The sequence below is a fragment of the Streptomyces sp. JJ66 genome, assembly GCF_019303495.1.
In the GTDB taxonomy this organism is placed as follows: domain Bacteria; phylum Actinomycetota; class Actinomycetes; order Streptomycetales; family Streptomycetaceae; genus Streptomyces.
Genome location: NZ_JAEVFI010000013.1, coordinates 103,815 through 125,659 on the forward strand (window position 1 = coordinate 103,815; position 21,845 = coordinate 125,659).

19 protein-coding genes and 1 pseudogene are annotated in these 21,845 nt (G+C 72.8%); 11 read left to right on the top strand and 9 right to left on the bottom strand.

Going from position 1 to position 21,845, the window contains the following annotated elements:
• Positions 1-14: 14 nt before the first annotated feature.
• Entirely contained in the window at positions 15-1,808 is a 1,794-nt protein-coding gene (locus JJV70_RS11955; protein ID WP_374227283.1) for an alpha/beta hydrolase, read from the bottom strand.
• A 345-nt stretch (positions 1,809-2,153) separates the two neighbouring features.
• Between JJV70_RS11955 and JJV70_RS11960 the strand changes: the two genes are divergently transcribed.
• The 6 genes and pseudogenes from JJV70_RS11960 (at position 2,154) to JJV70_RS11985 (ending at position 7,591) form a co-directional block, all read left to right on the top strand.
• Positions 2,154-2,678 (top strand): PadR family transcriptional regulator, encoded by a 525-nt coding sequence (locus JJV70_RS11960; protein WP_219047829.1) that lies wholly within the window; start codon positions 2,154-2,156, stop codon positions 2,676-2,678.
• The gene (locus tag JJV70_RS11965; RefSeq protein ID WP_219047830.1) at positions 2,675-3,379 is read left to right on the top strand and encodes an ABC transporter ATP-binding protein; all 705 of its coding nucleotides are present in this window, start codon (positions 2,675-2,677) and stop codon (positions 3,377-3,379) included. The genes JJV70_RS11960 and JJV70_RS11965 overlap by 4 nt, the downstream gene beginning before the upstream one ends.
• Entirely contained in the window at positions 3,376-5,709 is a 2,334-nt protein-coding gene (locus JJV70_RS11970; RefSeq protein ID WP_308294789.1) for an FtsX-like permease family protein, read from the top strand. Before JJV70_RS11965 ends, JJV70_RS11970 begins: the two co-directional genes overlap by 4 nt.
• A gap of 95 nt (positions 5,710-5,804) precedes the next feature.
• On the top strand, positions 5,805-6,779 hold the full coding sequence (locus JJV70_RS11975) for an SPFH domain-containing protein (RefSeq protein WP_219047831.1): 975 nt from the start codon (positions 5,805-5,807) through the stop codon (positions 6,777-6,779).
• Positions 6,725-7,000 (top strand): annotated as a pseudogene (locus tag JJV70_RS23405) (hypothetical protein); the annotation flags it as partial. The gene JJV70_RS11975 and the pseudogene JJV70_RS23405, both read left to right, overlap by 55 nt.
• A 213-nt stretch (positions 7,001-7,213) precedes the next feature.
• Positions 7,214-7,591 (top strand): YkvA family protein, encoded by a 378-nt coding sequence (locus JJV70_RS11985; RefSeq protein ID WP_219047832.1) that lies wholly within the window; start codon positions 7,214-7,216, stop codon positions 7,589-7,591.
• Positions 7,592-8,009: 418 nt separating this feature from the next.
• Here the strand turns inward: JJV70_RS11985 and JJV70_RS11990 are convergent, their stop codons facing one another.
• Positions 8,010-8,966, bottom strand: a complete 957-nt coding sequence (locus JJV70_RS11990; RefSeq protein ID WP_219047833.1) for a hydrogen peroxide-inducible genes activator — start codon at positions 8,964-8,966, stop codon at positions 8,010-8,012.
• A 175-nt stretch (positions 8,967-9,141) separates the two neighbouring features.
• Between JJV70_RS11990 and JJV70_RS11995 the strand changes: the two genes are divergently transcribed.
• Together JJV70_RS11995 and JJV70_RS12000 are read left to right on the top strand one after the other, a co-directional pair.
• Entirely contained in the window at positions 9,142-9,696 is a 555-nt protein-coding gene (locus JJV70_RS11995; RefSeq protein WP_219047834.1) for a peroxiredoxin, read from the top strand.
• Between the two features lie 2 nt (positions 9,697-9,698).
• Entirely contained in the window at positions 9,699-10,229 is a 531-nt protein-coding gene (locus tag JJV70_RS12000) for an alkyl hydroperoxide reductase (protein WP_219047835.1), read from the top strand.
• A gap of 164 nt (positions 10,230-10,393) precedes the next feature.
• Here the strand turns inward: JJV70_RS12000 and JJV70_RS12005 are convergent, their stop codons facing one another.
• The 4 genes from JJV70_RS12005 to JJV70_RS12020 all read right to left on the bottom strand — a co-directional run bounded on the left by JJV70_RS12005 (position 10,394) and on the right by JJV70_RS12020 (position 16,839).
• Positions 10,394-12,448, bottom strand: coding sequence for a SpoIIE family protein phosphatase (locus tag JJV70_RS12005; RefSeq protein ID WP_308294790.1), 2,055 nt, complete (start codon positions 12,446-12,448; stop codon positions 10,394-10,396).
• Positions 12,449-12,836: 388 nt separating this feature from the next.
• Positions 12,837-13,526, bottom strand: coding sequence for a DUF402 domain-containing protein (locus JJV70_RS12010; protein WP_219047836.1), 690 nt, complete (start codon positions 13,524-13,526; stop codon positions 12,837-12,839).
• A 54-nt stretch (positions 13,527-13,580) separates the two neighbouring features.
• Complete coding sequence (locus JJV70_RS12015) at positions 13,581-14,963, bottom strand: aspartate ammonia-lyase (protein ID WP_219047837.1); 1,383 nt, start codon at positions 14,961-14,963, stop codon at positions 13,581-13,583.
• 136 nt (positions 14,964-15,099) lie between these two features.
• The gene (locus JJV70_RS12020) at positions 15,100-16,839 is read right to left on the bottom strand and encodes a fumarate hydratase (protein WP_257573800.1); all 1,740 of its coding nucleotides are present in this window, start codon (positions 16,837-16,839) and stop codon (positions 15,100-15,102) included.
• Between the two features lie 170 nt (positions 16,840-17,009).
• Here JJV70_RS12020 and JJV70_RS12025 point away from each other — a divergent pair, with 170 nt between their 5' ends.
• Both JJV70_RS12025 and JJV70_RS12030 read left to right on the top strand, forming a co-directional pair.
• A complete protein-coding gene (locus JJV70_RS12025) occupies positions 17,010-17,642 on the top strand; it encodes a DUF1707 domain-containing protein (RefSeq protein ID WP_308294791.1) in 633 nt (210 codons plus the stop codon).
• A gap of 125 nt (positions 17,643-17,767) precedes the next feature.
• Positions 17,768-18,130 (top strand): WhiB family transcriptional regulator, encoded by a 363-nt coding sequence (locus JJV70_RS12030; RefSeq protein ID WP_219047838.1) that lies wholly within the window; start codon positions 17,768-17,770, stop codon positions 18,128-18,130.
• Positions 18,131-18,238: 108 nt separating this feature from the next.
• Here JJV70_RS12030 and glpX read toward each other — a convergent pair whose 3' ends face one another.
• Complete coding sequence (glpX, locus tag JJV70_RS12035) at positions 18,239-19,273, bottom strand: class II fructose-bisphosphatase (protein WP_219047839.1); 1,035 nt, start codon at positions 19,271-19,273, stop codon at positions 18,239-18,241.
• 307 nt (positions 19,274-19,580) lie between these two features.
• Between glpX and JJV70_RS12040 the strand changes: the two genes are divergently transcribed.
• On the top strand, positions 19,581-20,138 hold the full coding sequence (locus JJV70_RS12040) for a DUF4245 domain-containing protein (protein ID WP_257573801.1): 558 nt from the start codon (positions 19,581-19,583) through the stop codon (positions 20,136-20,138).
• 145 nt (positions 20,139-20,283) lie between these two features.
• On the opposite strand, the gene JJV70_RS12045 is transcribed toward JJV70_RS12040, so the two are convergent.
• Together JJV70_RS12045 and xseA are read right to left on the bottom strand one after the other, a co-directional pair.
• Positions 20,284-20,607 (bottom strand): exodeoxyribonuclease VII small subunit, encoded by a 324-nt coding sequence (locus JJV70_RS12045; RefSeq protein WP_219047841.1) that lies wholly within the window; start codon positions 20,605-20,607, stop codon positions 20,284-20,286.
• 4 nt (positions 20,608-20,611) lie between these two features.
• Positions 20,612-21,826, bottom strand: a complete 1,215-nt coding sequence (gene xseA, locus JJV70_RS12050; RefSeq protein WP_219047842.1) for an exodeoxyribonuclease VII large subunit — start codon at positions 21,824-21,826, stop codon at positions 20,612-20,614.
• Between the last annotated feature and the right edge of the window lie 19 nt (positions 21,827-21,845).

The following is a 21,845-nucleotide window of genomic DNA, read 5'->3' on the forward strand; positions in this document are numbered from 1 at the left end:
CGTACCGGAACGCGTCAGTACGGTGACGGGTGGGACTCGGCGAACGCCTTCAGCCGCTGGGTGTCCTCGGGCGTCCAGCCCTCCGGCGGCAGCACCGCCGCCCAGCCCTCGACGGCGTTGGTCCCGTAGCGGTGCCCGTGCGGCGCCTCGACGCCGTAGGACACCGCCATGTCCACCAGCGTCTGCCAGAACGTGACGAACGGGAACCAGTTGACCTCGTCGGTCACGTCAGGGCCCAGTGGTTCCTCCAGCCACGCCGGTGGTTGCAGCGCGAGGTCCGGGGACCACCACACGATCGGGTCGGAGGCGTTCTGGAGGTACACCACGCGCGGGAACTCCCACGGGCCCGGCGGCCGCCACAGGTCGCGCTGCGGGTACTGGGCGAAGCGCACGTGCTCGCCCTCATCGTAGACCGGCCGCCACACGGGGCTGCCGGGATCGCGGTGCGCAGTGAGGTGGGACCAGATCGGGCTGTGGTGCGGCGGCCCGACCAGCAGCGCGCCATCGGTGGAAGCCAGCAGGTCATCGAGGCCCGTGAACGAGTCCTCGATGGCCGTCGCGCCCAGGGACTCGCCGAACACCACCAGTTTCGGCCGGTCCCGCTCCGGCAGCTGTGCGAGCCGCTCCTCGACGGCGCTGACCAGCTCGCGCGTGGCCCGCCCGGCCTTCTCCCGGTCCACCACGAACGACACCCAGCTGGGCAGATAGGAATACTGCAGCGCGACGATGGCCGTATCCCCGTCGTGCAGGTACTCCAGCGGCTCGGCGGTACGCGCGTCAACCCAGCCGCTGGCCGTGGTGCCCGCGATGGCCAGCACCTCGCGGCTGAACGCGCCCGTGCGCTCCAGCTCGGCGATCGCGAGGTCGGCCTGCGCGGCGTAGCTGTCGGCCGCCGCCTGGCCGACGTAGACCCGGATCGGGTCCATCGCGTCCCGGCCGGTGAAAGAGCGGATCTGCTCCTCGCTCAGGACGCTCCCGGTGAAGTTGCGGCCCTGGTACCCCAGGTCGTCCCAGGCGATCAGCGACTGCGGGCTGCCCGACACGTACGGCGAGTCCGACTGTATGACGCCGTCCTTCGTGCTCTGGTCGGTGTTGGCCGAGATGCTCGACGCGACGTCGATGATGCCGCGCTCCAGCACCACGTCCTTGGCGCCGAACGTCACCACCAAGGCGCTGACGGCCAGCCCGGAGACGACGGCGACCGGACGCGGCACGTACCGCAGCAGCACGGTGATCAGCTTGCGGGTGCCCAGCCGGATCAGGCGCGCGATGACCAGCAGCGTCCAGCACAGTGCCAGCGCCAGGAGCGCGATCATCAGCGAGTGCCAGGTGAGGGTCGGCGGCAGCTCCTGGAGGCGGCGCAGCTCGCGCTGCATGCGCGCGCTCTCTCCCAGCAGGAAGACCGCCAGCGGCAGGCTCAGCACCCAGTACCCCTGCCAGGCCCGCGCCCGGACGCGGGCGCGGGCTTCTGGCGATGGCCGCCAGCGCACCACGGCTGGCGCGGCCCAGCTCAGCAGGCAGCCGATCCCGTACCCGATAGCCGCCGTGATGCCGCCGATGACGCCCTGCAAGTACCAGGGGCGCGGGACAAGGGAAGGGGTGAGCGACAGCCAGAAGAAGACGGTGGCGACGGCGGTGGCGGTCAGATCAGGCCAGCGGCGCACGAGCCAGCTCTCGTCGTGCCGTTCCCAGTAGGGCTTGGCGGCGGCCGCCAGCACGTGGTGACGGGCACGCTGCCAGACCGGGCCGCGCCCACTCTCCGGCATCGGTCCCGGCACAGGTACCCGTTCCCCCGTGGTGTCGAGCATCGAGGCCACTCCCGGCTGTCATTCCCTGACCCTGGGGTCACGGTAGGTGAACCCGCAACCGTGGATGGTGACGCGGTACGGGCGGGGCGGGTTGCCACGGTGCCACCGCCCCATCCCCCGCTGCCCAGTCTGCGCCCGACGAATGCGCGCGGCATCTTCTTTTCGCCCTGCCGCCTCCGCGTCTTCGGCGGGGTGTCGTCCAGCACGCGCGAGTGGCTTCCTCCGCCCAGCCGCCGGCCGCGTCATCGACGCCCCGCTGCCTGGTGCGGCGGAGGCCAGATCCCCGGCTCGGTACTCCCAACGGCGTATACACGATGTGTATACGCGTGGTGTAGAGTGCTCCGCATGTCCATTAGTCACGCCCTACTCGGGCTTCTGGAGTCGGGGCCCAGTCACGGGTACGACCTCAAGCGGGCCTTCGACGCCCGCTTCGGGCACGACCGGCAGCTGGCCTACGGGCAGGTGTACGCGACGATGTCGCGCCTGCTGAAGAACGGCCTGGTCGAGGTCGATGCGGTCGAGGCCGGAGAGGGTCCCGAGCGCAAGCGGTACGCGATCACCGAGGCCGGGGTGACCGACGTCGCCACCTGGCTCGGGCGGCCCGAGAAGCCGGAACCGTACCTGCAGTCCACCCTGTACACGAAGGTCGTGCTCGCCCTGCTGACCGAGCGGGACGCGGCCGGGCTGCTGGACACCCAGCGCGCCGAGCACCTGCGCCTGATGCGCGAGCTGACCCAGCGCAAGCGCGGCGGTGACCTGGCCCACCAGCTCATCTGCGACCACGCCCTGTTCCACCTGGAAGCCGACCTGCGCTGGCTGGAGCTGACCGCAGCGCGTCTCGACCGACTCCGTCAGGAGGTCACCCCGTGAATGCCCACGACTCCGGCGGCGCGCTGCTCACCGCCACCGGGCTGCACAAGACCTACGGTTCCACCCCGGCGCTGTCCGGGGCCGACTTCGCGATCCGCCCCGGTGAGCTCGTGGCCGTCATGGGCCCCTCCGGCTCCGGCAAGTCCACGCTCCTGCACTGCCTCGCCGGCATCGTCGCGCCCGACGCGGGCACGGTGTTCTACCGCGGCCACGAGCTGTCGGCCATGTCCGACGCCGAGCGCAGCGCGCTGCGGCGGGGCGAGTTCGGTTTCGTCTTCCAGTTCGGCCAGCTCGTGCCGGAGCTGACGTGCACGGAAAACGTCGCGCTGCCGCTGCGGCTGGCGGGTGTGGGCCGCAAGGCCGCCGAGGTGCGGGCACGTGAGTGGCTGGAGCGGCTGGAGGTGGACGACGTCCGGCACCACCGGCCCGGGCAGGTCTCCGGCGGCCAGGGGCAGCGGGTGGCCATCGCCCGCGCACTGGTCGGCACGCCGCGCGTCGTCTTCGCCGACGAGCCGACGGGCGCGCTGGACTCGCTCAACGGCGAGCGCGTGATGGAGCTGCTGACCCAGGCCGCGCGCGAGACGCGGGCGGCGGTGGTCCTCGTCACCCACGAGTCGCGGGTGGCGGCCTACTCCGACCGCGAGGTCATCGTGCGGGACGGCCAGGCGCGGGATGTGGCGGGCCTGGCGGGTGCCGCGTGATCGCACAGCGGGTGCGCGAACTGGGCATGGGCGTCCGGTTCGCGGCGGCGGGCGGCCGGTCCGGCTGGGTACGCACCCTGCTGACCGCCGTCGGCATCGGCTTCGGCGTCGCGGTGCTGCTGCTGGCGGGGTCCATCCCCACGGCTCTCCAGGCGGCGGATGCCAGGACAAACGCCCGGACCCACCAGGTCAACTTCACCTCTGACGGTGAAGATGCGACGCCGCGAGGGCCGCACACGATTCTGGTGACCCGGTTGGACACCCAGTACCGGGACAAGGGCGTCCTGGGGTGGGCGCTCCAGCCTGAGGGGGACCCGGCCGAAGCCGTCCGGCCGCCGGGGGTGGCCGAACTGCCGGGGCCGGGTGAGATGGTCGTCTCGCCAGCGCTGCGGGAACTGCTGAAGAGCTCCGAAGGAAAGCTGCTGAAGGAGCGCTTCGAGGGAACGCGGATCGCGGGGACGGTCAGCCCCGAAGGGCTCAAGGGCCCCGGAGAGCTCGTCTTCTACCAGGGCTCGGACCAGCTGCGCCACAACGACACCACCGTGGTGCGGGTGCCTGGTTTCGGAGTCCAGGGTGCGAAGACACCCCTGGAACCGGCCCTGGTCGTCCTGCTGATCGTGATGCTGGCCGTGCTGCTCATGCCGGTCGTCGTCTTCATCGCGACGGCCGTGCGCTTCGGCGGCGAGCGGCGGGACAGACGGCTGGCCGCGCTGCGGCTCGTGGGCGCTGACGCGGCGATGACGCGGCGTATCGCGTCCGGTGAGGTGTTGTTCGGCGCCGTGCTCGGCCTGCTGCTCGGGCTCGGCCTGTTTCTGACCGCCCGCCTGTTCGCTGACGATGTGGAGATATCGCAGATCAGTCTCTATCCCCACGACATCGTGCCGGTCTGGTGGCTGGGCGCACTCGTCATGCTCCTGGTACCGGTGACGGCGGTGCTGGTGACACTGGCGGCCCTGCGCGGGGTGTCGATCGGGCCGCTGGGTGTCTTCCGGGAGGGCACGACGCGTCGGCGCCGGGTGTGGTGGCGGCTGGCGCTGCTCGCCGTGGGCGTGGCCATGCTGCTGTACTTCGGGCCGAACGTCGGTGGCGGAGACGTCAACGAGTGGGCTATCGCGACCGGCGTGCTGCTGATGCTCGGCGGCATCACGGCGCTGCTGCCGTGGGCTGTGGAACGGGCGGTTACCTGGCTGCACGGCGGGCCGCTGTCCTGGCAGCTGGCCATCCGCCGACTCCAGCTGCACAGCGGTATGGCCGCTCGTGCGGTGAGCGGAGTCACGGTGGCCGTCGCCGGAGCGGTGGCGCTGCACATGCTGTTCTCGGCCGTGGAGACGCAGGAGCTGAACGTGACCGGCGAGGACACCAGCCGGGCGCAGGCTGTCATCTACGCGGAGGTGGACAGCGCGCGCCAGGCGCGGGAGGAACGCGACCGGTACGCCCGAGCCGAGGGAGTCACCGCCCTGACCGGCTACGTGCGCGGATCGGCCGTGCTCGAAGGCGGGGAGAACACGAACGGTATGCCGGAGTACGTCGCCGTGCAGGTGGCGGATTGCGCCGAGCTCCGGCAGCTGGCGCGGACGGGTTCGTGTGCCGATGGCGACGTCTTCCTGGCCGAGGACTCCGAGAACATCCCGGAGGACATCGCCGTGCCGGAGCCCGCCAATCGCGTCAACCTGGGCACGGACGCCGAGCCCCGGTGGTGGACCATTCCGGAAACCGCCCGCCAGGTGGAGGGCCTGCGGGACCCGCAGGGACTGTATGTCTCGGGGGTCCTGGCCACGCCGGGAGCCCTGGAGGTGTCCCGGATGGAGGACGCGGTGTGGGTGGGCTTCGCCCAGACGGAGCCGGGCAACGCGGACGCGATCGAGCACCTGCGCAACCTGGCCGGGCTGGGTCCTTGGGGAGGAGTGCAGACACTCAGTAACACCCAGTTCACCTCCCAGTTCGTCACCGTACGCAAGGGGCTGTTCGCGGGGGCGGCGGTGATCATGCTGGTGATCGCGGCCAGCATGATCGTCTCCACCTTGGAGCAACTGCGCGAGCGCAAGCGGCAGTTGTCCGTACTGGTGGCTTTCGGCACCCGGCGCGGAACGCTGGGCTCCTCGGTGCTGTGGCAAACGGCGGTGCCGGTGGGGATCGGGCTGGCGCTGGCCTCGGCGGGCGGTACCGGGCTCGGCCTGCTGCTGGTGAACATGATCGACGCCGAGGTCACCGACTGGCTCGCGTTTGTGCCGCTGGCCGGAGCCGGGCTCGGCATGATCGCCCTGGTCACGCTGGCCAGCCTGCCGATGCTGTGGCACCTGATGCGTCCCGACGGATTGCGCACGGAGTAGCCGTGAGAGATGGAACGGGGTGGTGACCGGGGGGTGACAGTCCGCTCGGCCCGCGTTAAAGTGATAGCAGTTTGCAATCACCTGAACGGGGAGTCATGACGGACGTCACCACACCAGAGACCACGCCGGAGACCACACCACTCGACCCGCAGATCGACGCACCGGAGATGCCGCAGCCGCCCGTGCGCGAGCACCAGGCCCGCAGCATCCCCGGTGCGCTCGGCCTGCTCTGCGCCGTTCTCGGCCCGCTGGCCGGGATCGGGCTGGCGCTGGGCGGCGCGGCGGTCGGCACCCATTCCCCCGACCAGACGGCGCTGATCGCGGTCATGGTCGTCGTGGGCGTGCTGCTGCTCCTCGCCTCGCTGTTCGCCTGGAACGGCGTGAAGATGGTCGCGCCAGGGGAAGCGCGGGTGATCCAGCTGTTCGGCCGCTACGTCGGCACCGTGCGCCAGGACGGCCTGCGCTGGGTGAACCCGCTGACCTCCGCCACCAAGATCTCCACGCGCGTGCGCAACCACGAGACGGCGGTGCTGAAGGTCAACGACGCAGGCGGCAGCCCGATCGAGATCGCGGCCGTCATCGTCTGGCAGGTGGAGGACACCGCGCAGGCCACCTTCGCCGTGGACGACTACGAGGAGTTCGTCACCACCCAGGCCGAGACGGCGCTGCGGCACATCGCCACCAACTACCCCTACGAGGCGGACGGCACGCTCTCCCTGCGCGACAACGCCGAGTCGATCACCGATCAGCTCACCGCCGAGGTCACCGCCCGCGTCTCGGCGGCCGGGGTGCAGGTGATCGAGTCGCGCTTCACCCACCTCGCCTACGCGCCCGAGATCGCCGCCGCGATGCTCCAGCGGCAGCAGGCGGGCGCCATCATCGCGGCGCGCCAGCAGATCGTGGACGGGGCGTGCGGCATGGTCGAGTCCGCCGTCAGCCGCATCACCGAACGGGACTTCGTGCACCTGGATGAGGAGCGCAAGGCCGCGATGGTCTCCAACCTCCTCGTGGTGCTGTGCGGGGACCGCGGCCCGCAGCCGATCGTCAACTCGGGTTCGCTCTACCAGTGACGGAGCGGCGGCCGTCCCGTAAGCAGGTGCTACTGCGGCTCGACCCGGCCGTCCACGACGCGCTCGCGCGCTGGGCGGCCGACGAACTGCGCAGCACCAACGCGCAGATCGACTATCTGCTGCGCCGCGCCCTGAAAGACGCGGGACGGCTGCCCGGCGACGCCCGCCCGCACCCGCGCCGCGGCCGTCCGCCCCGCACTACCGCTCCGCCCGGGCCGGAGGCGGAGGCCCCGCCGCCGGACGCGCCGGGGGTCGGCGCTGCGCAGGCTGGCCCTGCGCAGGCGGACACCCCGGAAGCCGGGCCGCCCCCTGAGGACCCGGCCACCGGGGGCGCCCAGGCGGAGCAGGGGGAAATCCCCTGAGCCGGAGCGGGTATACGGACGCGGAGGAGGGGGTCGCGTCCGTGTACCGCCCGTGGAAACTGGAGTGCCGCTGTGAGCACCGAGAGCTGGGTCGTCCTCACCGTCGCCGCCGCCCTGGTGGTGGTGACGGTCGTGTTCGCCGTCCGCCTGCTGGTGCAGGTGGTCAAGGCCCGCAGTCTGCTGCGCGAGGCCGGTGTCCCGGTATCCAACAAGCTGGCGTACTGGGGTGCGCTGGTCTACGTCATCTCGCCGGTGGACCTCATGCCCGACCCGGTGCTGCTGGACGACATCGGCGTGCTGCTGCTCGCGCTGCGCTCCCTGCACACGGCCGCCGAGGCCGCCGGGTTGCGGCCCGGGCGCTCGCGGCAGGCGCCCAACCGGCCCGCGCCACGCCCCGTGACGGCGCGCGAGAAGCCGGAGTGTGCGGCGGGCGAAGGCGGGCACACGTAGGTCAGGCCGCAGAGGGGCCCACAGGCCGGGACGGTGTGAACACCCCGGTCTGCCGACGAACCGGACGGAGGAATCCGCCATGCCGGCACTGAAGCGACTGGCCAGGACGATCAGCCGTCAGATGCGCCACGGCTCTCCGATGGCGCGCCGCCGCCACTCCCCGACGCCGAGCCGCCTGGGGCGCGCACCGCACGGGGTCGGGGTGGGAGCGGTCGTGGGCGGCATCCTGCGGGCCGTGCGCGGAGCGTCCGCCCAGGGGCGGGGGCGCCCGCACCGGGGACGCTCGGTGTACCGCACCCGCCATTGGTGACCTGGCACGCGCGTCACCCTCCCGGGTGAAATCCGCGCCGCAGGACCCACGCCGACGGCCGCCCCGAGCACTGCTCCGGGCGGCCGTCGGCTGGGTACCAGCGGTGCTTCAGGCGGCTATCGGCCGTACCGGCAGCGCGCTCAGCGCCTCGCGCAGCGCGCTGGCGAGTTCGGTGAACTCCTGCTCGCGCGCGGTCCCGGCGCGCATCGCCAGCGCGATGCGGCGCGAGGGTGCCGGGTGGGCGAAGCACCCGGTGGCCAGGCGGTCGTTGCGTGCCGTCTCCAGCCGCAGCGCGGTGTGCGGCAGCAGGGTGACGCCCAGGCCGCCCGCGACGAGCTGGACGAGTGTGGACAGCCCGGCCGCTGTCGTCGTCACCTCGCCGGACGCGTCCCTCCGCCGGTCCGCGCGGCCCGCTTCCCGGCAGATCTCCAGCGCCTGGTCGCGCAGGCAGTGGCCCTCGTCCAGCAGGAGCAGCGGCAGGTCCCGCAGCCGTTCGCGCGGCACGTCCGTCCGTCCCGCCAACGCGTGGCCGCGTTCCATCACCAGGACGAAATCCTCGTCGAACAGCGGCAGTTCGGTGACGCCGGGCAGGCCGAGCGGGACGGCGAGCAGCAGCAGGTCGAGGCGGCCGGCGGTCAGACCGTCCAGCAGTGAGTCCGTCTGCTCCTCGTGCACCCGTAGCTCCAGCTTGGGGTAGCGCTCGTGGACCAGGCCCAGCACCGTCGGCAGCAGGTAGGGGGCGCAGGTGGGGATGACGCCCAGGCGCAGGGTGCCGGTGAACGGCGCGCGCGCCGCCTCGGCCTCCTCCAGCAGTTCCCCGACGGCGTCCAGCACCGCGCGGGCCCGGGCGGCCACGCGTTCGCCGGCGGGGGAGAGCAGCACGCGCCGCGTCGTGCGTTCCAGTAGCCGCACGTCGAGAGACTCCTCCAGCGCCGCCACCGCGCCCGACAGCGCGGGCTGGCTCATGCCGATCTCGGCGGCGGCTTCGCGGAAGTGCAGGTGCTGGGCGACGGCGGTGAAGGCCCGGAGCTGGGAGAGGCTGGGCGTACGGGAGGGTTTGCTCATGTGACGGTACTCGCGAGGGGTCGCGGGGCGCGGCCACTGATAGCCGCACCCGATCAACACGTGCGAGTCTAGCTATTTCTTTGATCAATACCGGCTGTGGCAGGGTGTGACATCCGTCCAACCCTCAAGGGGAGCCCGCTCCCACGGTGCTTCCCGTGCCCACAAGGAGAGCGTTTTGCTCACTGTAGGTGACCAGTTCCCGTCCTTCGATCTGACCGCGTGCGTCTCGCTGGAGAAGGGCAAGGAGTTCCAGCAGATCGACCACAAGACGTACGAGGGTCAGTGGAAGTGCGTGTTCTTCTGGCCGAAGGACTTCACCTTCGTGTGCCCCACCGAGATCGCGGCCTTCGGCAAGCTGCACGAGGAGTTCGCCGACCGTGACTGCCAGATCCTCGGCGTCTCCGGCGACTCGGAGTTCGTCCACCACGCCTGGCGCAAGGACCACGACGACCTGCGCGACCTGCCCTTCCCCATGCTCGCCGACTCCAAGCACGAGCTGATGCGGGACTGCGGCGTCGAGGGCGAGGACGGCTTCGCCCAGCGTGCCGTGTTCATCGTGGACCAGAACAACGAGATCCAGTTCACGATGGTGACGGCCGGTTCCGTGGGCCGTAACCCCAAGGAGGTCCTGCGGGTCCTCGACGCGCTGCAGACCGACGAGCTGTGCCCGTGCAACTGGAGCGCCGGCGACGAGACGCTGGACCCGGTGCAGCTGCTGGCGGGTGAGTGACCGTGGCGCTCGCTGACCTGAAGTCGGCCCTGCCCGACTACGCCAAGGACCTCAAGCTCAACCTCGGCTCCGTCATCGGCAACTCCGACCTCCCGGCCCAGCAGCTGTGGGGCACGGTGCTCTCCTGCGCCATCGCCACCCGCTCCGCGCGCGTGCTGCGCGAGCTGGAGCCGCAGGCGCGGGAGAACCTGAGCGACGAGGCGTACACCGCCGCCAAGTCCGCCGCCGCGATCATGGCGATGAACAACGTGTTCTACCGCACCCGGCACCTGCTGTCCGACCCCGAGTACGGCACCCTGCGCGCGGGTCTGCGGATGAACGTCATCGGCAACCCGGGCGTGGACAAGGTGGACTTCGAGCTGTGGTCGCTCGCCGTCTCCGCCGTCAACGGCTGCGGCATGTGCCTGGACTCGCACGAGCAGGTGCTGCGCAAGGCGGGCGTGGACCGCGAGACGATCCAGGAGGCGTTCAAGATCGCCTCCGTCCTGCAGGCCGTCGCGACGACGCTGGACGCCGAGGCGGCTCTCGCCTGAGAACTGCCGCACGCGGGGGTTTGGCGGTGCTCGGTTCCGCCGGACCCCCGGTGTTCGGGTCGTGTCCCGCCGTGGCGCGGGACAAGAGGGGCCTGGGGCTGACGCTCCCAGGCCCCTCGCCTGTGCGCCTCCGTGTACCTCGCGCCCGCACGGACCGTGGGAGTTCAGGGCAGCGGGACTTCGAACCAGACCAGTTTGCCCGTGGACAGGCGGGTGGCGCCCCAGCGGCGGGCCATGCGGTTGACCAGGTACAGGCCGCGCCCGCCCTCGTCCGTGGCCCGCGCCTGCCGCAGCCGGGGCAGCTGCGGGACGTCGTCGCCCACCTCGCAGCGCAGGGCGTCAGTGCGCAACAGCCGCAGCGTCACCGGGCGTTCGGCGTACCGCACGGCGTTCGTGACGACCTCGCTGACCAGCAGCTCCACCGGGTCCGTCAGCTCCTCGACGCCCCAGGTGGCCAGCGCCCGCCGGGCCAGTCGGCGCGCCTGCCCAGCGCTTTCCGGACGCGGTTCGAGCTGCCAGTACGCGACGTCGCTCGGGGCGATGCCGTCGAAACGGGCGGCGAGCAGGGCGATGTCGTCGTCCCGGTCGCCGGGGCCGACGATGTCCAGCACCTCGTCGCACAGCGGCTCCAGCGGGGCCGCGGCGTCCGGCCGGATCAGCCGACCCGTCTCGGCCAGCTTCTCCCGCAGCGTCTCGATGCCCGCCCACACGTCCCGGTGCCGCGACTCCACCAGGCCGTCGGTGTACAGCAGCAGCGTCGCACCGGCCGGGGCGTCCAGCTCGACGGCCTGGAAGTCCACGCCGCCGACGCCGATGGGGGCGCCCGGCGGTATGCGCAGCGTCTCCGCCCGCCCGTCCTGGTGCAGCATCACCGGCGGCGGGTGGCCCGCGTTCGCGACGATCATGCGGTGCGCCACGGGATCGTAGACCACGTAGACACACGTCGCCATGCGGTCTTCGCCCAGGCGCTGGGCCTGCTCGTCCAGATGGTGCAGCACCTCTTGCGGCGGCAGGTCGAGCTGGGCGAGTGTCTGCGCGGTGGTGCGCAGCTGGCCCATGATCGCGGCCGAGGTGGTGGAGTGGCCCATGACATCGCCGACGACCAGTGCGACGCGGCTGCCCGGCAGTGGGATCGCGTCGTACCAGTCGCCGCCGACGCGCGCGGACTCCGCGGCCGGGAGGTAGCGGCTCGCCAGCTTGACGCCGGTGGGCTGCGGCAGCCGGTCCGGCAGCATGGTGCGCTGCAACTCGTCGGCGATGTACGCCTCGCGCCCGTACAGCACCGCCTTGTCCACGCCCAGCGCGGTGTGCGTGGCCAGCTGCGCGGCCACCAGCAGGTCGTCGCCCTCGAACGGGGAACGCTCCGGGCGGCGCAGGAAGACGGCGGCCCCGATGACCCGGCGGCGGCCGCGCAAGGGGGCGAGGATCGCCCGGTCGCCGGACGGCACGTCCCGCTCCTGGCCCAGCAGCTCCGGCAGCGCGGCGCGGGCCGCGGGGTGGTCGCCGAACAGCGGGCGCACGCCGCGCAGCACCTCCCCGAGCGCGCTGCCCCCGCGGATCTCGGCCACCTCGGGGGCGCCGGCCGACGGCAGCTCGGCGAGCCCGGCGAGCAGCGGCAGGCGCGGACCGGAGCTGTCGGCGCCCGGCCGTGGCGGGTCCGGGGTGCGGGGCGGCTCCGGCGGGGTGGGCGGCTGGCCGGTGCGGGGAGGGGCGGCCTGCGGATCGGGGGCGGGGCGGCTCGGGTCCGGGAGACGGTCGGTGCGGCGCAGCCGGAGCCGGACGGGCCCGGTGGGCCGCTCCTCGCCCACGGGCAGCGGGTCGCGCAGGTAGACCAGGATCGCGTCGGCGAACGCGGGCACCGTGGAGCGGCACAGGCCGAGCACCGTCTCGTCCAGATCCAGCCCGCGGGCGATACGGCGGGTGGCGGCGCCGACGAAGCGCAGCCGGTCGCCACCGCGCCGGGCGTACTCGTCACCCTCGGCGGCCTCCGCGCTCCCCGGGCTCTCCGCCTGGGCCGGGTTCTGCGCGGCGGACTCGGGCTGGGGGCGAGCCCCGGCCCCCGTCGGCACCCCGGCCTGCGGCCGGGCGGGCTCCCGCACGAGGCTGTCGCTCTCCGCCGCGTCGGCCCGGGCCCGGGCGTGCGGGATCGCGCGGTCGGAGGGCCGGGGCTTGGGCGCTCCGGCCGCCGACTGGCGGGGGGTGGTCGGGTGCTCCGTCACGCGTCGGGTGTCCGTCCGTCCTGTGCGGCGTGGGCTGGGATCTCCTGGGGTCGGGCGGGTCGCGGAAGTACGGGCGTCGATACGCCGATACCCCGTTCATGCTGCCCGGGAACAGAACCGGAAGGCCAGCTTCCACACCCCGGGGTGGTCGCTTCCCGGGGGACCTTCGCGCGTCCGTTGCTGCTCACGTGCGGGGCTCCTCTCGGACGACGCCCGTCAAGCCCGCCCGGGCGCAAGGGAGTTGCGGCGGTGCGTGCGGGCATGCTGGTGCAGCCCGGAGGATGATCCTACGGTTGCGGCCCCGGAGCGTAGCAAGAGGCTTCGGGCTTCGGGTGCATCACGATGCCCCGTGCACCTTTTTGCGCGCTCCCCCACATGGCGTAACGCGTTACGGGCGGGCCGGACGGTCCCAGTCGCGCGGCAGGCGGGGCACCGGCCAGGCCGGGTCGGGGCGCCAGTGCTCCCAGCCGTCGGGAAACGGGGCCTCCCACCGGCGCACGGCCGACAGTGCGCGCTGGCCCGCCTCCCGGACGCGGCCCGCCTGCGCGGCGTCCATCAGACCGGCGGCCCGCGCCTGCGCGAACTCATCCTCGTCCCGCCACTCCCAGCTGCCGTCCGGGTAGACGCACAGGTCCAGAAAGTGGTCTTCGGAGTCCACCCCGCGTGACCAGCGGCGGTGCGGTTCCTCCAGGTTCACGTACCAGTTCTTGAACCGCCAGCCCGGCTCCCAGAACAGCCACACCGACCAGGGGTCGCCGGGCGTGGCCAGCTTCAGCACGCCGGTGCCGGACCAGCGGCAGCGGGTGACCGTGCGCGGCTTGGTGTACCGCGTCGCCAGTGGCTCCCGGTGCACCGGCGTACCGTCCGCGAGCTGCGGTTTCACGCACGGGGTGCCGGGAGCCATCCACACCGCCAGCAGGTCCGGGGTGTCCTGGACGACGGTCACCGGGCGGCAGATGTGCGGGTCCCGGCGGCCGTTCGCGCGGTACCGCCACAGGATCTGGGTACCCCGCGCCCACCGGCTCCGGTGCGGTGTACCGACGTCACCCTGGGCTGCCTGCCCTGTATCCGCTGTCATCCACGGATGGTAGCGGAGTGGGGCCTGGCACCCCGGGCAGCAGGCCCGCCCCGGCTACGGGCGGGTCATGCGCAGGACGTCCAGGGCCTCGTCGAGCTGGGCCTCGGTCAGGTCACCCCGTTCGACGTAGCCGCCGTCGAGCACCGCCTGGCGGATGGTGACGCGTTCCGCCAGCGCGCGCTTGGCCACCTTCGCGGCCTCCTCGTAGCCGAGGTACCGGTTCAGCGGAGTGACGACGGACGGTGAGGACTCGGCGTACTCGCGGGCGCGCTCGGCGTTGGCGGTGATGCCCTCCACCGTGCGGTCGGCCAGCAGCCGGGAGGCGCTGCCCAGCAGCCGGACGGATTCGAGCACGTTGCGGGCCAGCACCGGGAGCATGACGTTGAGCTCGAAGTTGCCGGAGGCCCCGGCCGTCGTCACGGTGACGTCGTTGCCGATGACCTGCGCGGCAACCATCAGTACCGCTTCGGGGATCACCGGGTTCACCTTGCCGGGCATGATCGAGGAGCCGGGCTGGAGGTCGGGGAGGTTGATCTCGGCGAGCCCGGTGCGCGGGCCCGAGGCCATCCAGCGCAAGTCGTTGGCGATCTTGGTGAGGCTGACGGCGACGGTGCGCAGCTGGCCGGAGGTCTCCACCAGCCCGTCGCGCGCGCCCTGGGCCTCGAAGTGGTCGCGGGCCTCGCTCAGCGGCAGCCCGGTGCGGCGGGCGACCTCGGCGATGACGGCGGCCGCGAAGCCGGGCGGGGTGTTGATGCCGGTGCCGACCGCCGTGCCGCCCAGCGGCAGTTCCGCGAGCCGGGGGAGTGAGGCGTGCAGCCGCTCCACGCCGTACCGGACCTGCGCCGCGTACCCGGCGAACTCCTGGCCGAGGGTCACCGGGGTGGCATCCATCAGGTGGGTGCGGCCGGACTTCACCACCGTAGCGAACTCGCCCGCCTTGCGCTCCAGCGCGTCCGCGAGGTGTTCCAGCGCCGGGATCAGGTCCTGCGAGACGGCCGCGGTCGCCGCGATGTGCACTGAGGAAGGGAACACGTCGTTGGAGGACTGACTGGCGTTGACGTGGTCGTTGGGGTGGACGGGCGCGCCCAGCCGCTCGGCCGCCAGCGTCGCGACGACCTCGTTCATGTTCATGTTGGACGAGGTGCCCGAACCGGTCTGGAAGACGTCAACGGGGAAGTGGTCGTCCCAGCGGCCGTCGGCGACCTCCGTGGCCGCCGCGACGATCGCCTCCGCCATCTCCTGTGCCACCACGCCGAGTTCGGCGTTGACGGTGGCGGCGGCGGCCTTGATGTGCGCCAGCGCCTGGATGTGGGCGCGCTCCAGCCGCTGCCCGGAGACGGGGAAGTTCTCCACCGCCCGCTGCGTCTGGGCCCGCCACTTGGCGTCGGCGGGCACCTTGACCTCGCCCATGGAGTCGTGCTCGATGCGGTAGTTCATGGCCCCGAGCGTAGGCGGCCCGCCCGGGGCGCGGGCGGGCCGTCGGTCGCTGCCGGACGCGGCTCGCGGGTGGCACCCCAACACGGGCCGCCGCACCAGCTCCAGGGTCAGCGCGGCGCGCCGGACGCCCGCCGCGTCAGCCGCGGACGGGGATCGACGTCACGAACGGCTGGGCCGGGCCGGGGTCGGTGAAGAAGTCGTTGCCCTTGTCATCGACGACGATGAACGCCGGGAAGTCCTCGACGTCGATCTTCCAGACCGCCTCCATGCCCAGCTCCTCGTACTCCAGGACCTCCACCTTCTTGATGCAGTCCTGCGCCAGCCGGGCCGCCGGGCCGCCGATGGAGCCGAGGTAGAAGCCGCCGTGCGCGGCGCACGCGTCGGTGACCTGCTGGCTGCGGTTGCCCTTGGCCAGCATCACCAGCGAGCCGCCAGCCGCCTGGAACTGCTCGACGTAGGCGTCCATGCGCCCGGCGGTCGTCGGGCCGAAGGAGCCGGAGGCGTAGCCCTCGGGCGTCTTGGCCGGGCCCGCGTAGTAGACGGCGTGGTCGCGCAGGTAACCCGGCATCTCCTCGCCCGCGTCCAGCCGCTCCTTGATCTTGGCGTGCGCGATGTCGCGGGCCACGACCAGCGGGCCGGTCAGCGACAGCCGGGTCTTGACCGGGTGCCGGGTCAGCTCCGCGCGGATCTCGTCCATCGGGCGGTTGAGGTCGATGCGCACCACGCCGTCGTCGCCGGAGTCCGGGGTGAGGCGGGCGCCCGCGGTCAGCTCCTCGCCCGTCGTCTCCGGCAGGAAGCGGGCGGGGTCGCGCTCCAGCTGCTCCAGGAAGACGCCCTCGGCGGTGATCTTCGCCTTGGCCTGCCGGTCGGCGGAGCAGGAGACGGCGATGGCCACCGGGCAGGACGCGCCGTGCCGGGGCAGGCGCACCACGCGCACGTCGTGGCAGAAGTACTTGCCGCCGAACTGGGCGCCGATGCCGATCTTCTGCGTCAGCTCGAAGACCTTCTGCTCCAGCTCCTGGTCCCGGAACCCGTGGCCGGACGCCGACCCCTCGGCGGGCAGCTCGTCCAGGTAGTGCGCGGAGGCGTACTTGGCGGTCTTCAGCGCGTACTCGGCGCTGGTGCCGCCGACGACGATGGCCAGGTGGTAGGGCGGGCAGGCGGCCGTGCCCAGCGAGCGGATCTTCTCCTCCAGGAACTTCATCATGGCGGCCTCGTTCAGCACCGCCTTGGTCTCCTGGTAGAGGAACGACTTGTTCGCGCTGCCGCCGCCCTTGGCCATGAAGAGGAACTGGTAGGCGTCGCCGTCGGCCGCGTACAGCTCGATCTGCGCGGGCAGGTTGGTGCCGGTGTTCTTCTCCTCCCACATGGTCAGCGGCGCCATCTGGGAGTAGCGCAGGTTGAGGTCACGGTAGGCGTCGAACACGCCGCCGGACAGGGCCGCCTCGTCGCCGCCCTCGGTGAGCACGTGCTGGCCGCGCTTGCCCATGACGATCGCGGTGCCGGTGTCCTGGCACATCGGCAGCACCCCGGCCGCGGCGATGTTGGCGTTCTTCAGCAGGTCGAGGGCGACGAACTTGTCGTTCGGGCTGGCCTCGGGGTCGTCCAGGATGCGGCGCAGCTGGCCCAGGTGCTCGGGGCGCAGGAAGTGCGCGATGTCCTTCATCGCCTCGGCGGCCAGCAGCCGCAGCGCCTGAGGCTCCACCTTCAGGAAGGTGCGGCCCCCGGCCTCGAACGTGCTGACCCCCTCGGTGGTGACCAGGCGGTACGGCGTCGGGTCCGCGCCCACGGGCAGCAGCGGGGTGTAGGAGAACTCCCGGTCGCCAGCGGGGGCGGCGGGACGGTCGCCGGGGTGGGCAGCGGGACGGGCGGCCATGGTGGCGGGTTCCTTCCTGGACGGCTCAGGCGGCTCGACGGCGTCGGCGAGCGCGTCTCACAGCGTAGAACGCGCCCCGGTCCCGCCCGTTGTGAGGTTGGGCTCAGTACCGGTGGCCCGGCTCCGCGAACCCTCTCGCGATCTAACGCGATACTCGGTAGGCTGCCCGCGTGGATGAGGTGGGGAGGGGCGCGAGATCTGGCGCCCACCAAGCGGCTGAGGCGGCATTGCGGGCATCCGACGGGGAGCGGGAGCGGGTAGCCGCCCTGCTCGGTGACGCGTTCGCAGCGGGTCGGCTGACGGGGGACGAGTACGCCGAGCGGGTCGCGGCGGCTTACGGCGCACGCACCCACGCCCAGCTCGCACCCCTGGTCGCGGACCTGCCCGCAGGTCACGCGCCGCCGCGCCCGGCCCGTGTCGCGGCCGCCCGCCCCGGGGTCACACTCGTCGGTCTGCTGGCCGGAACCGTCCGGCGCGGGCGCTGGCGGGTGGGGCCTCGGCTGAACGCCTTCGCCTGCCCCGGGCCGGTGGAGATCGACCTCACCGAGGCGCTGTTCGAACAGCGGGAGGTCGTGGTCACGGCGGTGGCGGTGGGCGGCACCGTGGAGGTGAAGGTGCCGGAGAACGTCACGCTGCGGGACGCCGGTTCGGCCGTCCTGGGTACGTTCGACGTCCAGCAGTGCACCGCGGAGGACCCGCGCGCGCCCATCATCGTCGTGCGCGGGGTGGCGGTGTGCGGTGTGGTGCGAGCGGTAGCGAAACGGGGCAAACGGCTCCGAGACTTGCGCTCATATCGCGACTGAGCGCATAAGCGCGCGCACAGCGGGTAGAGGTCGAGGCATCGCCGCTCGCACGGTTCTCTGCGCCAACTCCCGTGCGGCAGAAGGCAGATCAGGGTGAGTCTCCCCACCGTCGTCAGGAGTAGACCGTGCCGCGACCGCCGTACCAGTCCGTGCAGGCAGCCGTCCTCCCCGCGCAGCGCGCACCGGAACGTGAGCAAGCCGGGCCCTGGCACTCGGAGGCGGTCTGCCGCCGGGACGAGGCCGGGCTGTTTTTCGCGCCCTCCAAGGAGCCCACGGCGGAACGGCTGGCGCGTGAGCAGGCGGCGAAGGCGGTGTGCGCGCGCTGCCCGGTGCTGGTGGAGTGCCGCGAGCACGCGCTGCGGCAGCCGGAGCCCTACGGGGTGTGGGGCGGGCTGACGGCCGCCGAGCGCCGCGTCGTCCTCACCCGTCGCCGCCGCCGGGACGCCTCCGGCGGCCCGGACACGTCCCAGGTCCGCCGCATCGCGTAGCCCCGGCAGGCGGCATGGCTCAGCCGGGCCATGCCGCCCCACGGCCCGGCAGGTGACGGGAGTCCGGGGCTCGCCCCTACCCGGTCGCTGGCAGGGGCAGGGAGGGGATCACGTCGCGCGGTCGAAGTCGATCGCGCTGTACGCCCGCAGCTTCGACAGCCGGTGCGTCGAGTCGATCTGCCGGATCGTGCCCGACTTCGACCGCATCACCAGCGACTGCGTGAACGCCGTCTCCGCCCGGTACCGCACGCCCCGCAGCAGGTCGCCGTCGGTGATGCCGGTGGCCACGAAGAAGACGTTCTCGCCGCTCACCAGGTCCTCGGTGTGCAGCACGCGGTCCAGGTCATGCCCGGCGTCCAGCGCGCGCTGCCGCTCGGTGTCGTCCTTCGGCCACAGCTTGCCCTGGAGCGTGCCGCCCAGGCACTTGATGGCGCACGCGGCGATGATGCCCTCCGGGGTGCCGCCGATGCCCAGCAGCATGTCAACGCCGGTTCCCTCACGCACGGCCATGATCGCGCCGGCCACATCGCCGTCGGAGATGAACTTGATGCGGGCGCCCGCCTCGCGCACCTCCTTGACGATGGACTCGTGCCGGGGCCGGTCGAGGATGACGACGGTGACGTCCTCCGGCGCGCACCCCTTGGCCTTCGCCACGCGGCGCACGTTCACCGACGCCGGGGCGTTGATGTCCACGTACTCGGCCGCCTCGGGACCGGTGGCCAGCTTGTCCATGTAGAACACCGCCGACGGGTCGAACATCGCCCCCCGCTCGGCGACCGCCAGCACGGACACGGCGTTGGCCATGCCCTTGGCGGTGAGGGTGGTGCCGTCCACCGGGTCCACGGCGACGTCGCACTCGGGGCCGGTACCGTCGCCGACGCGCTCGCCGTTGAACAGCATGGGCGCCTCGTCCTTCTCGCCCTCGCCGATGACGACGACACCGTTCATCGAGACGGTGGAGACCAGGGTGCGCATCGCCTTCACGGCGGCTCCGTCGGCGCCGTTCTTGTCACCGCGCCCCACCCAGCGGCCCGAGGCCATGGCTCCGGCCTCGGTGACCCGTACCAGTTCCAGGGCGAGGTTGCGGTCGGGTGCCTCGGGGCTCACCTCTAGCTGCGAGGGGAGGTGGTGGTTTTCCGACATCGAGACGCACCTTTCCGCACGGTCGGCATGGGAGCAGCCACCGGACAGTCATCGGGGTGAGGGCACGTAGACCTTATCCGCCCAGCGCCAGGATGAGCACCTGGGCCCACGTCTGAGCACGCGCTGTGACGACCCGCCGTGGGCCGGGACGGGCGGGCTGGGAGAGGCGGGCCGGGACGGGCGGCCGGGAGAGGCGGGCCGGGACCGGTGGGCCGGGACGGGCGGGCGAGGGGCGGAACAGCCGCCGGGGGTGCCGGGAGGGCCGACGGCGGGGCCGCCTCCGGAGGCGGTCGCGGTATGGGGGACCATGGAGGGCGTGGCAACGACGCGTGGCAAGAAGACGGTGCGGGACATGGTCATCTCGATGGGCCTGATCTGCCTGTGCTCCGGGTTCGTCTACCTGTTCGGCATTCCGCACAACGACAGCGGTGAGGGCGCCAAGACGGTGGATTACCGGGCCGAGCTGCTCACCGCCGACCGCGCCGCGCCCTACCCGCTGCTCGCGCCGCAGGGGCTGGAGGACCCGTGGCGGGCGACCTCCGTCCACTACCGCGGCCAAAGCGACCTGGGTGCCGTGTGGCACCTGGGTTTCCTCGACCCGGACGAGGAGTACGCCGCCGTCGAGCAGAGCGACGGCGAGCCGAAGCCGTTCATCGCCGAGGTCACGCACGGCGCGCAGGCCACGGGGAAGACCGTCGAGGTGGACGGCGCCGCCTGGGACCGCTACGAGGGGCCGAAGTACAACGCGCTGGTGCTCCCACAGGAGAGCCACACCACGGTCGTCACCGGCACGGCGCCGTTCGAGAGCCTGGCCGAGCTCGCCCGCGCGCTGGAGCCGCAGTCCACGGACGCGGACGCGGGCTGAGGCGCGCTCCGCCCGGACCCCGAGGGCCGGACCCACGCGGGCGGAACGCGACCGGGCCGGGGCGGCCGATGGTGACCCCGGCAGCACCGTGCGCTTGCCCTCGTCGAAAAACGTTCGCCCAGCGCTTCCGGTGAACGCCGGTGCGCTACGCCTCCGGGTGCCCCGCGTCCGTCTCCGCCCCGGGCGGCGACCCGGCCGCGTCGTCTCCCGCCAGCGCCGCGTCCAGCCGGGCCCGGGCGCCCGCCAGCCAGCCCTGGCAGACGCTGGCCAGCTCTTCGCCGCGCTCCCACAGCGCCAGCGACTCCTCCAGCGTGGCCCCGCCCGCCTCCAGCCGGCGCACGACCTCGATCAGCTCGTCCCGAGCCTGCTCGTAGCCCAGGACGGCGGCCTCCGCGCCCTGGTCCGCCGCGTCGCCCGTGCTCCGCGCGGCCTGCCCGGCCGCCGCCTGCGGGGTGTCGGTGTTCGCCATGGCCTCAGCCTACGTCGGTGACCGTCACGCGGAACTCCCCCTCGGCGACGCGGGCGCGCAGCTGCTCGCCGCCGGTGACCTCGGCCGCGTCCCGCACCGCCGAGCCGTCCGGGTGCTGGAGCACCGCGTACCCGCGCCGCAGCGTGGCGGCGGGGGAGAGGGCGACGACGCGGGCCCGGGTGTGCTCCAGCTCCGCGTCCGCCCGGTCCAGCAGGTGGCCCAGGGTGCGGCGGGCGCGGGCCAGGGTGTCGGCCACCACCTCGGCGCGGTCGTCCACCATGCGGTGTGGGTAGGCCAGCACCGGGCGGCTGGCGCAGTCGGCCAGGCCGCGCTCCTGGGCGTCCAGGTAGCCCGCCAGCCAGCGCCGCGCCCGGTCCCGCAGCTGCGCTATGCGCTCGTACTCCTCGCCCACGTCCGGAACGACGTCCTTCGCGGCGTGCGTGGGCGTACGCGAACGCAGGTCCGCCACCAGGTCCAGCAGCGGGGTGTCCGGCTCGTGGCCGATCGCGGACACCACCGGGGTGGCACACTCGGCCACCGCGCGCACCAGCCGCTCGTCGGAGAACGGCAGCAGGTCCTCCACGCTGCCACCGCCGCGGGCGACGATGACGACGTCCACCTCCGGCTCCGCGTCCAGCTCCTGGACCGCGGCGATGACCTGCGGCACCGCGTGCACGCCCTGCACCGCCACGTTGCGCACCGCGAACCGCACGGCGGGCCAGCGCGCCCGCGCCGTCTCCAGCACGTCCCGCTCGGCCGCCGAGGCCCGGCCGGTGACCAGGCCGATCCGGTGCGGCAAAAACGGCAGCGGCTTCTTGCGCGCCGCCGCGAACAGCCCCTCGGCCGTCAGCGCCTTCTTCAGCTGTTCCAGGCGCACCAGCAGCTCGCCGACGCCGACGGGTCGGATGTCGGCCGCGCGCAGCGACAGCGCACCGCGCGGCGCGTACCACTCCGGCTTGGCGTGCACCACGACGCGGGCGCCCTCCCCGACCACGTCCGCCACCCGGTCGAACACCCGGCGGTAGCACGTCACCGACAGCGACATCTCATGCGACGGGTCCCGCAGGGTCAGGAACACCACGCCCGCGCCGGGGCGGCGGCTGAGCTGGGTGATCTGCCCTTCCACCCACACCGCGCCCAGCCGGTCGATCCAGCCGCCGATCAGCCGTGACACCTGCGCGACCGGGACCGGCGCCTCCGGGGACGTGTCGAGAGCCATGGGCGCGACCCTACCGGCC

Coding starts and splice junctions, on each gene's coding strand:
- JJV70_RS11955 (WP_374227283.1), bottom strand. CDS start 1,808: ATGCTCGACACCACGGGGGAACGGGTACCTGTGCCGGGACCGATGCCG.
- JJV70_RS11960 (WP_219047829.1), top strand. CDS start 2,154: ATGTCCATTAGTCACGCCCTACTCGGGCTTCTGGAGTCGGGGCCCAGT.
- JJV70_RS11975 (WP_219047831.1), top strand. CDS start 5,805: ATGACGGACGTCACCACACCAGAGACCACGCCGGAGACCACACCACTC.
- JJV70_RS11990 (WP_219047833.1), bottom strand. CDS start 8,966: ATGAGCAAACCCTCCCGTACGCCCAGCCTCTCCCAGCTCCGGGCCTTC.
- JJV70_RS12010 (WP_219047836.1), bottom strand. CDS start 13,526: ATGACAGCGGATACAGGGCAGGCAGCCCAGGGTGACGTCGGTACACCG.
- JJV70_RS12015 (WP_219047837.1), bottom strand. CDS start 14,963: ATGAACTACCGCATCGAGCACGACTCCATGGGCGAGGTCAAGGTGCCC.
- JJV70_RS12020 (WP_257573800.1), bottom strand. CDS start 16,839: ATGGCCGCCCGTCCCGCTGCCCACCCCGGCGACCGTCCCGCCGCCCCC.
- glpX (WP_219047839.1), bottom strand. CDS start 19,273: ATGTCGGAAAACCACCACCTCCCCTCGCAGCTAGAGGTGAGCCCCGAG.
- JJV70_RS12040 (WP_257573801.1), top strand. CDS start 19,581: ATGGAGGGCGTGGCAACGACGCGTGGCAAGAAGACGGTGCGGGACATG.
- JJV70_RS12045 (WP_219047841.1), bottom strand. CDS start 20,607: ATGGCGAACACCGACACCCCGCAGGCGGCGGCCGGGCAGGCCGCGCGG.
- xseA (WP_219047842.1), bottom strand. CDS start 21,826: ATGGCTCTCGACACGTCCCCGGAGGCGCCGGTCCCGGTCGCGCAGGTG.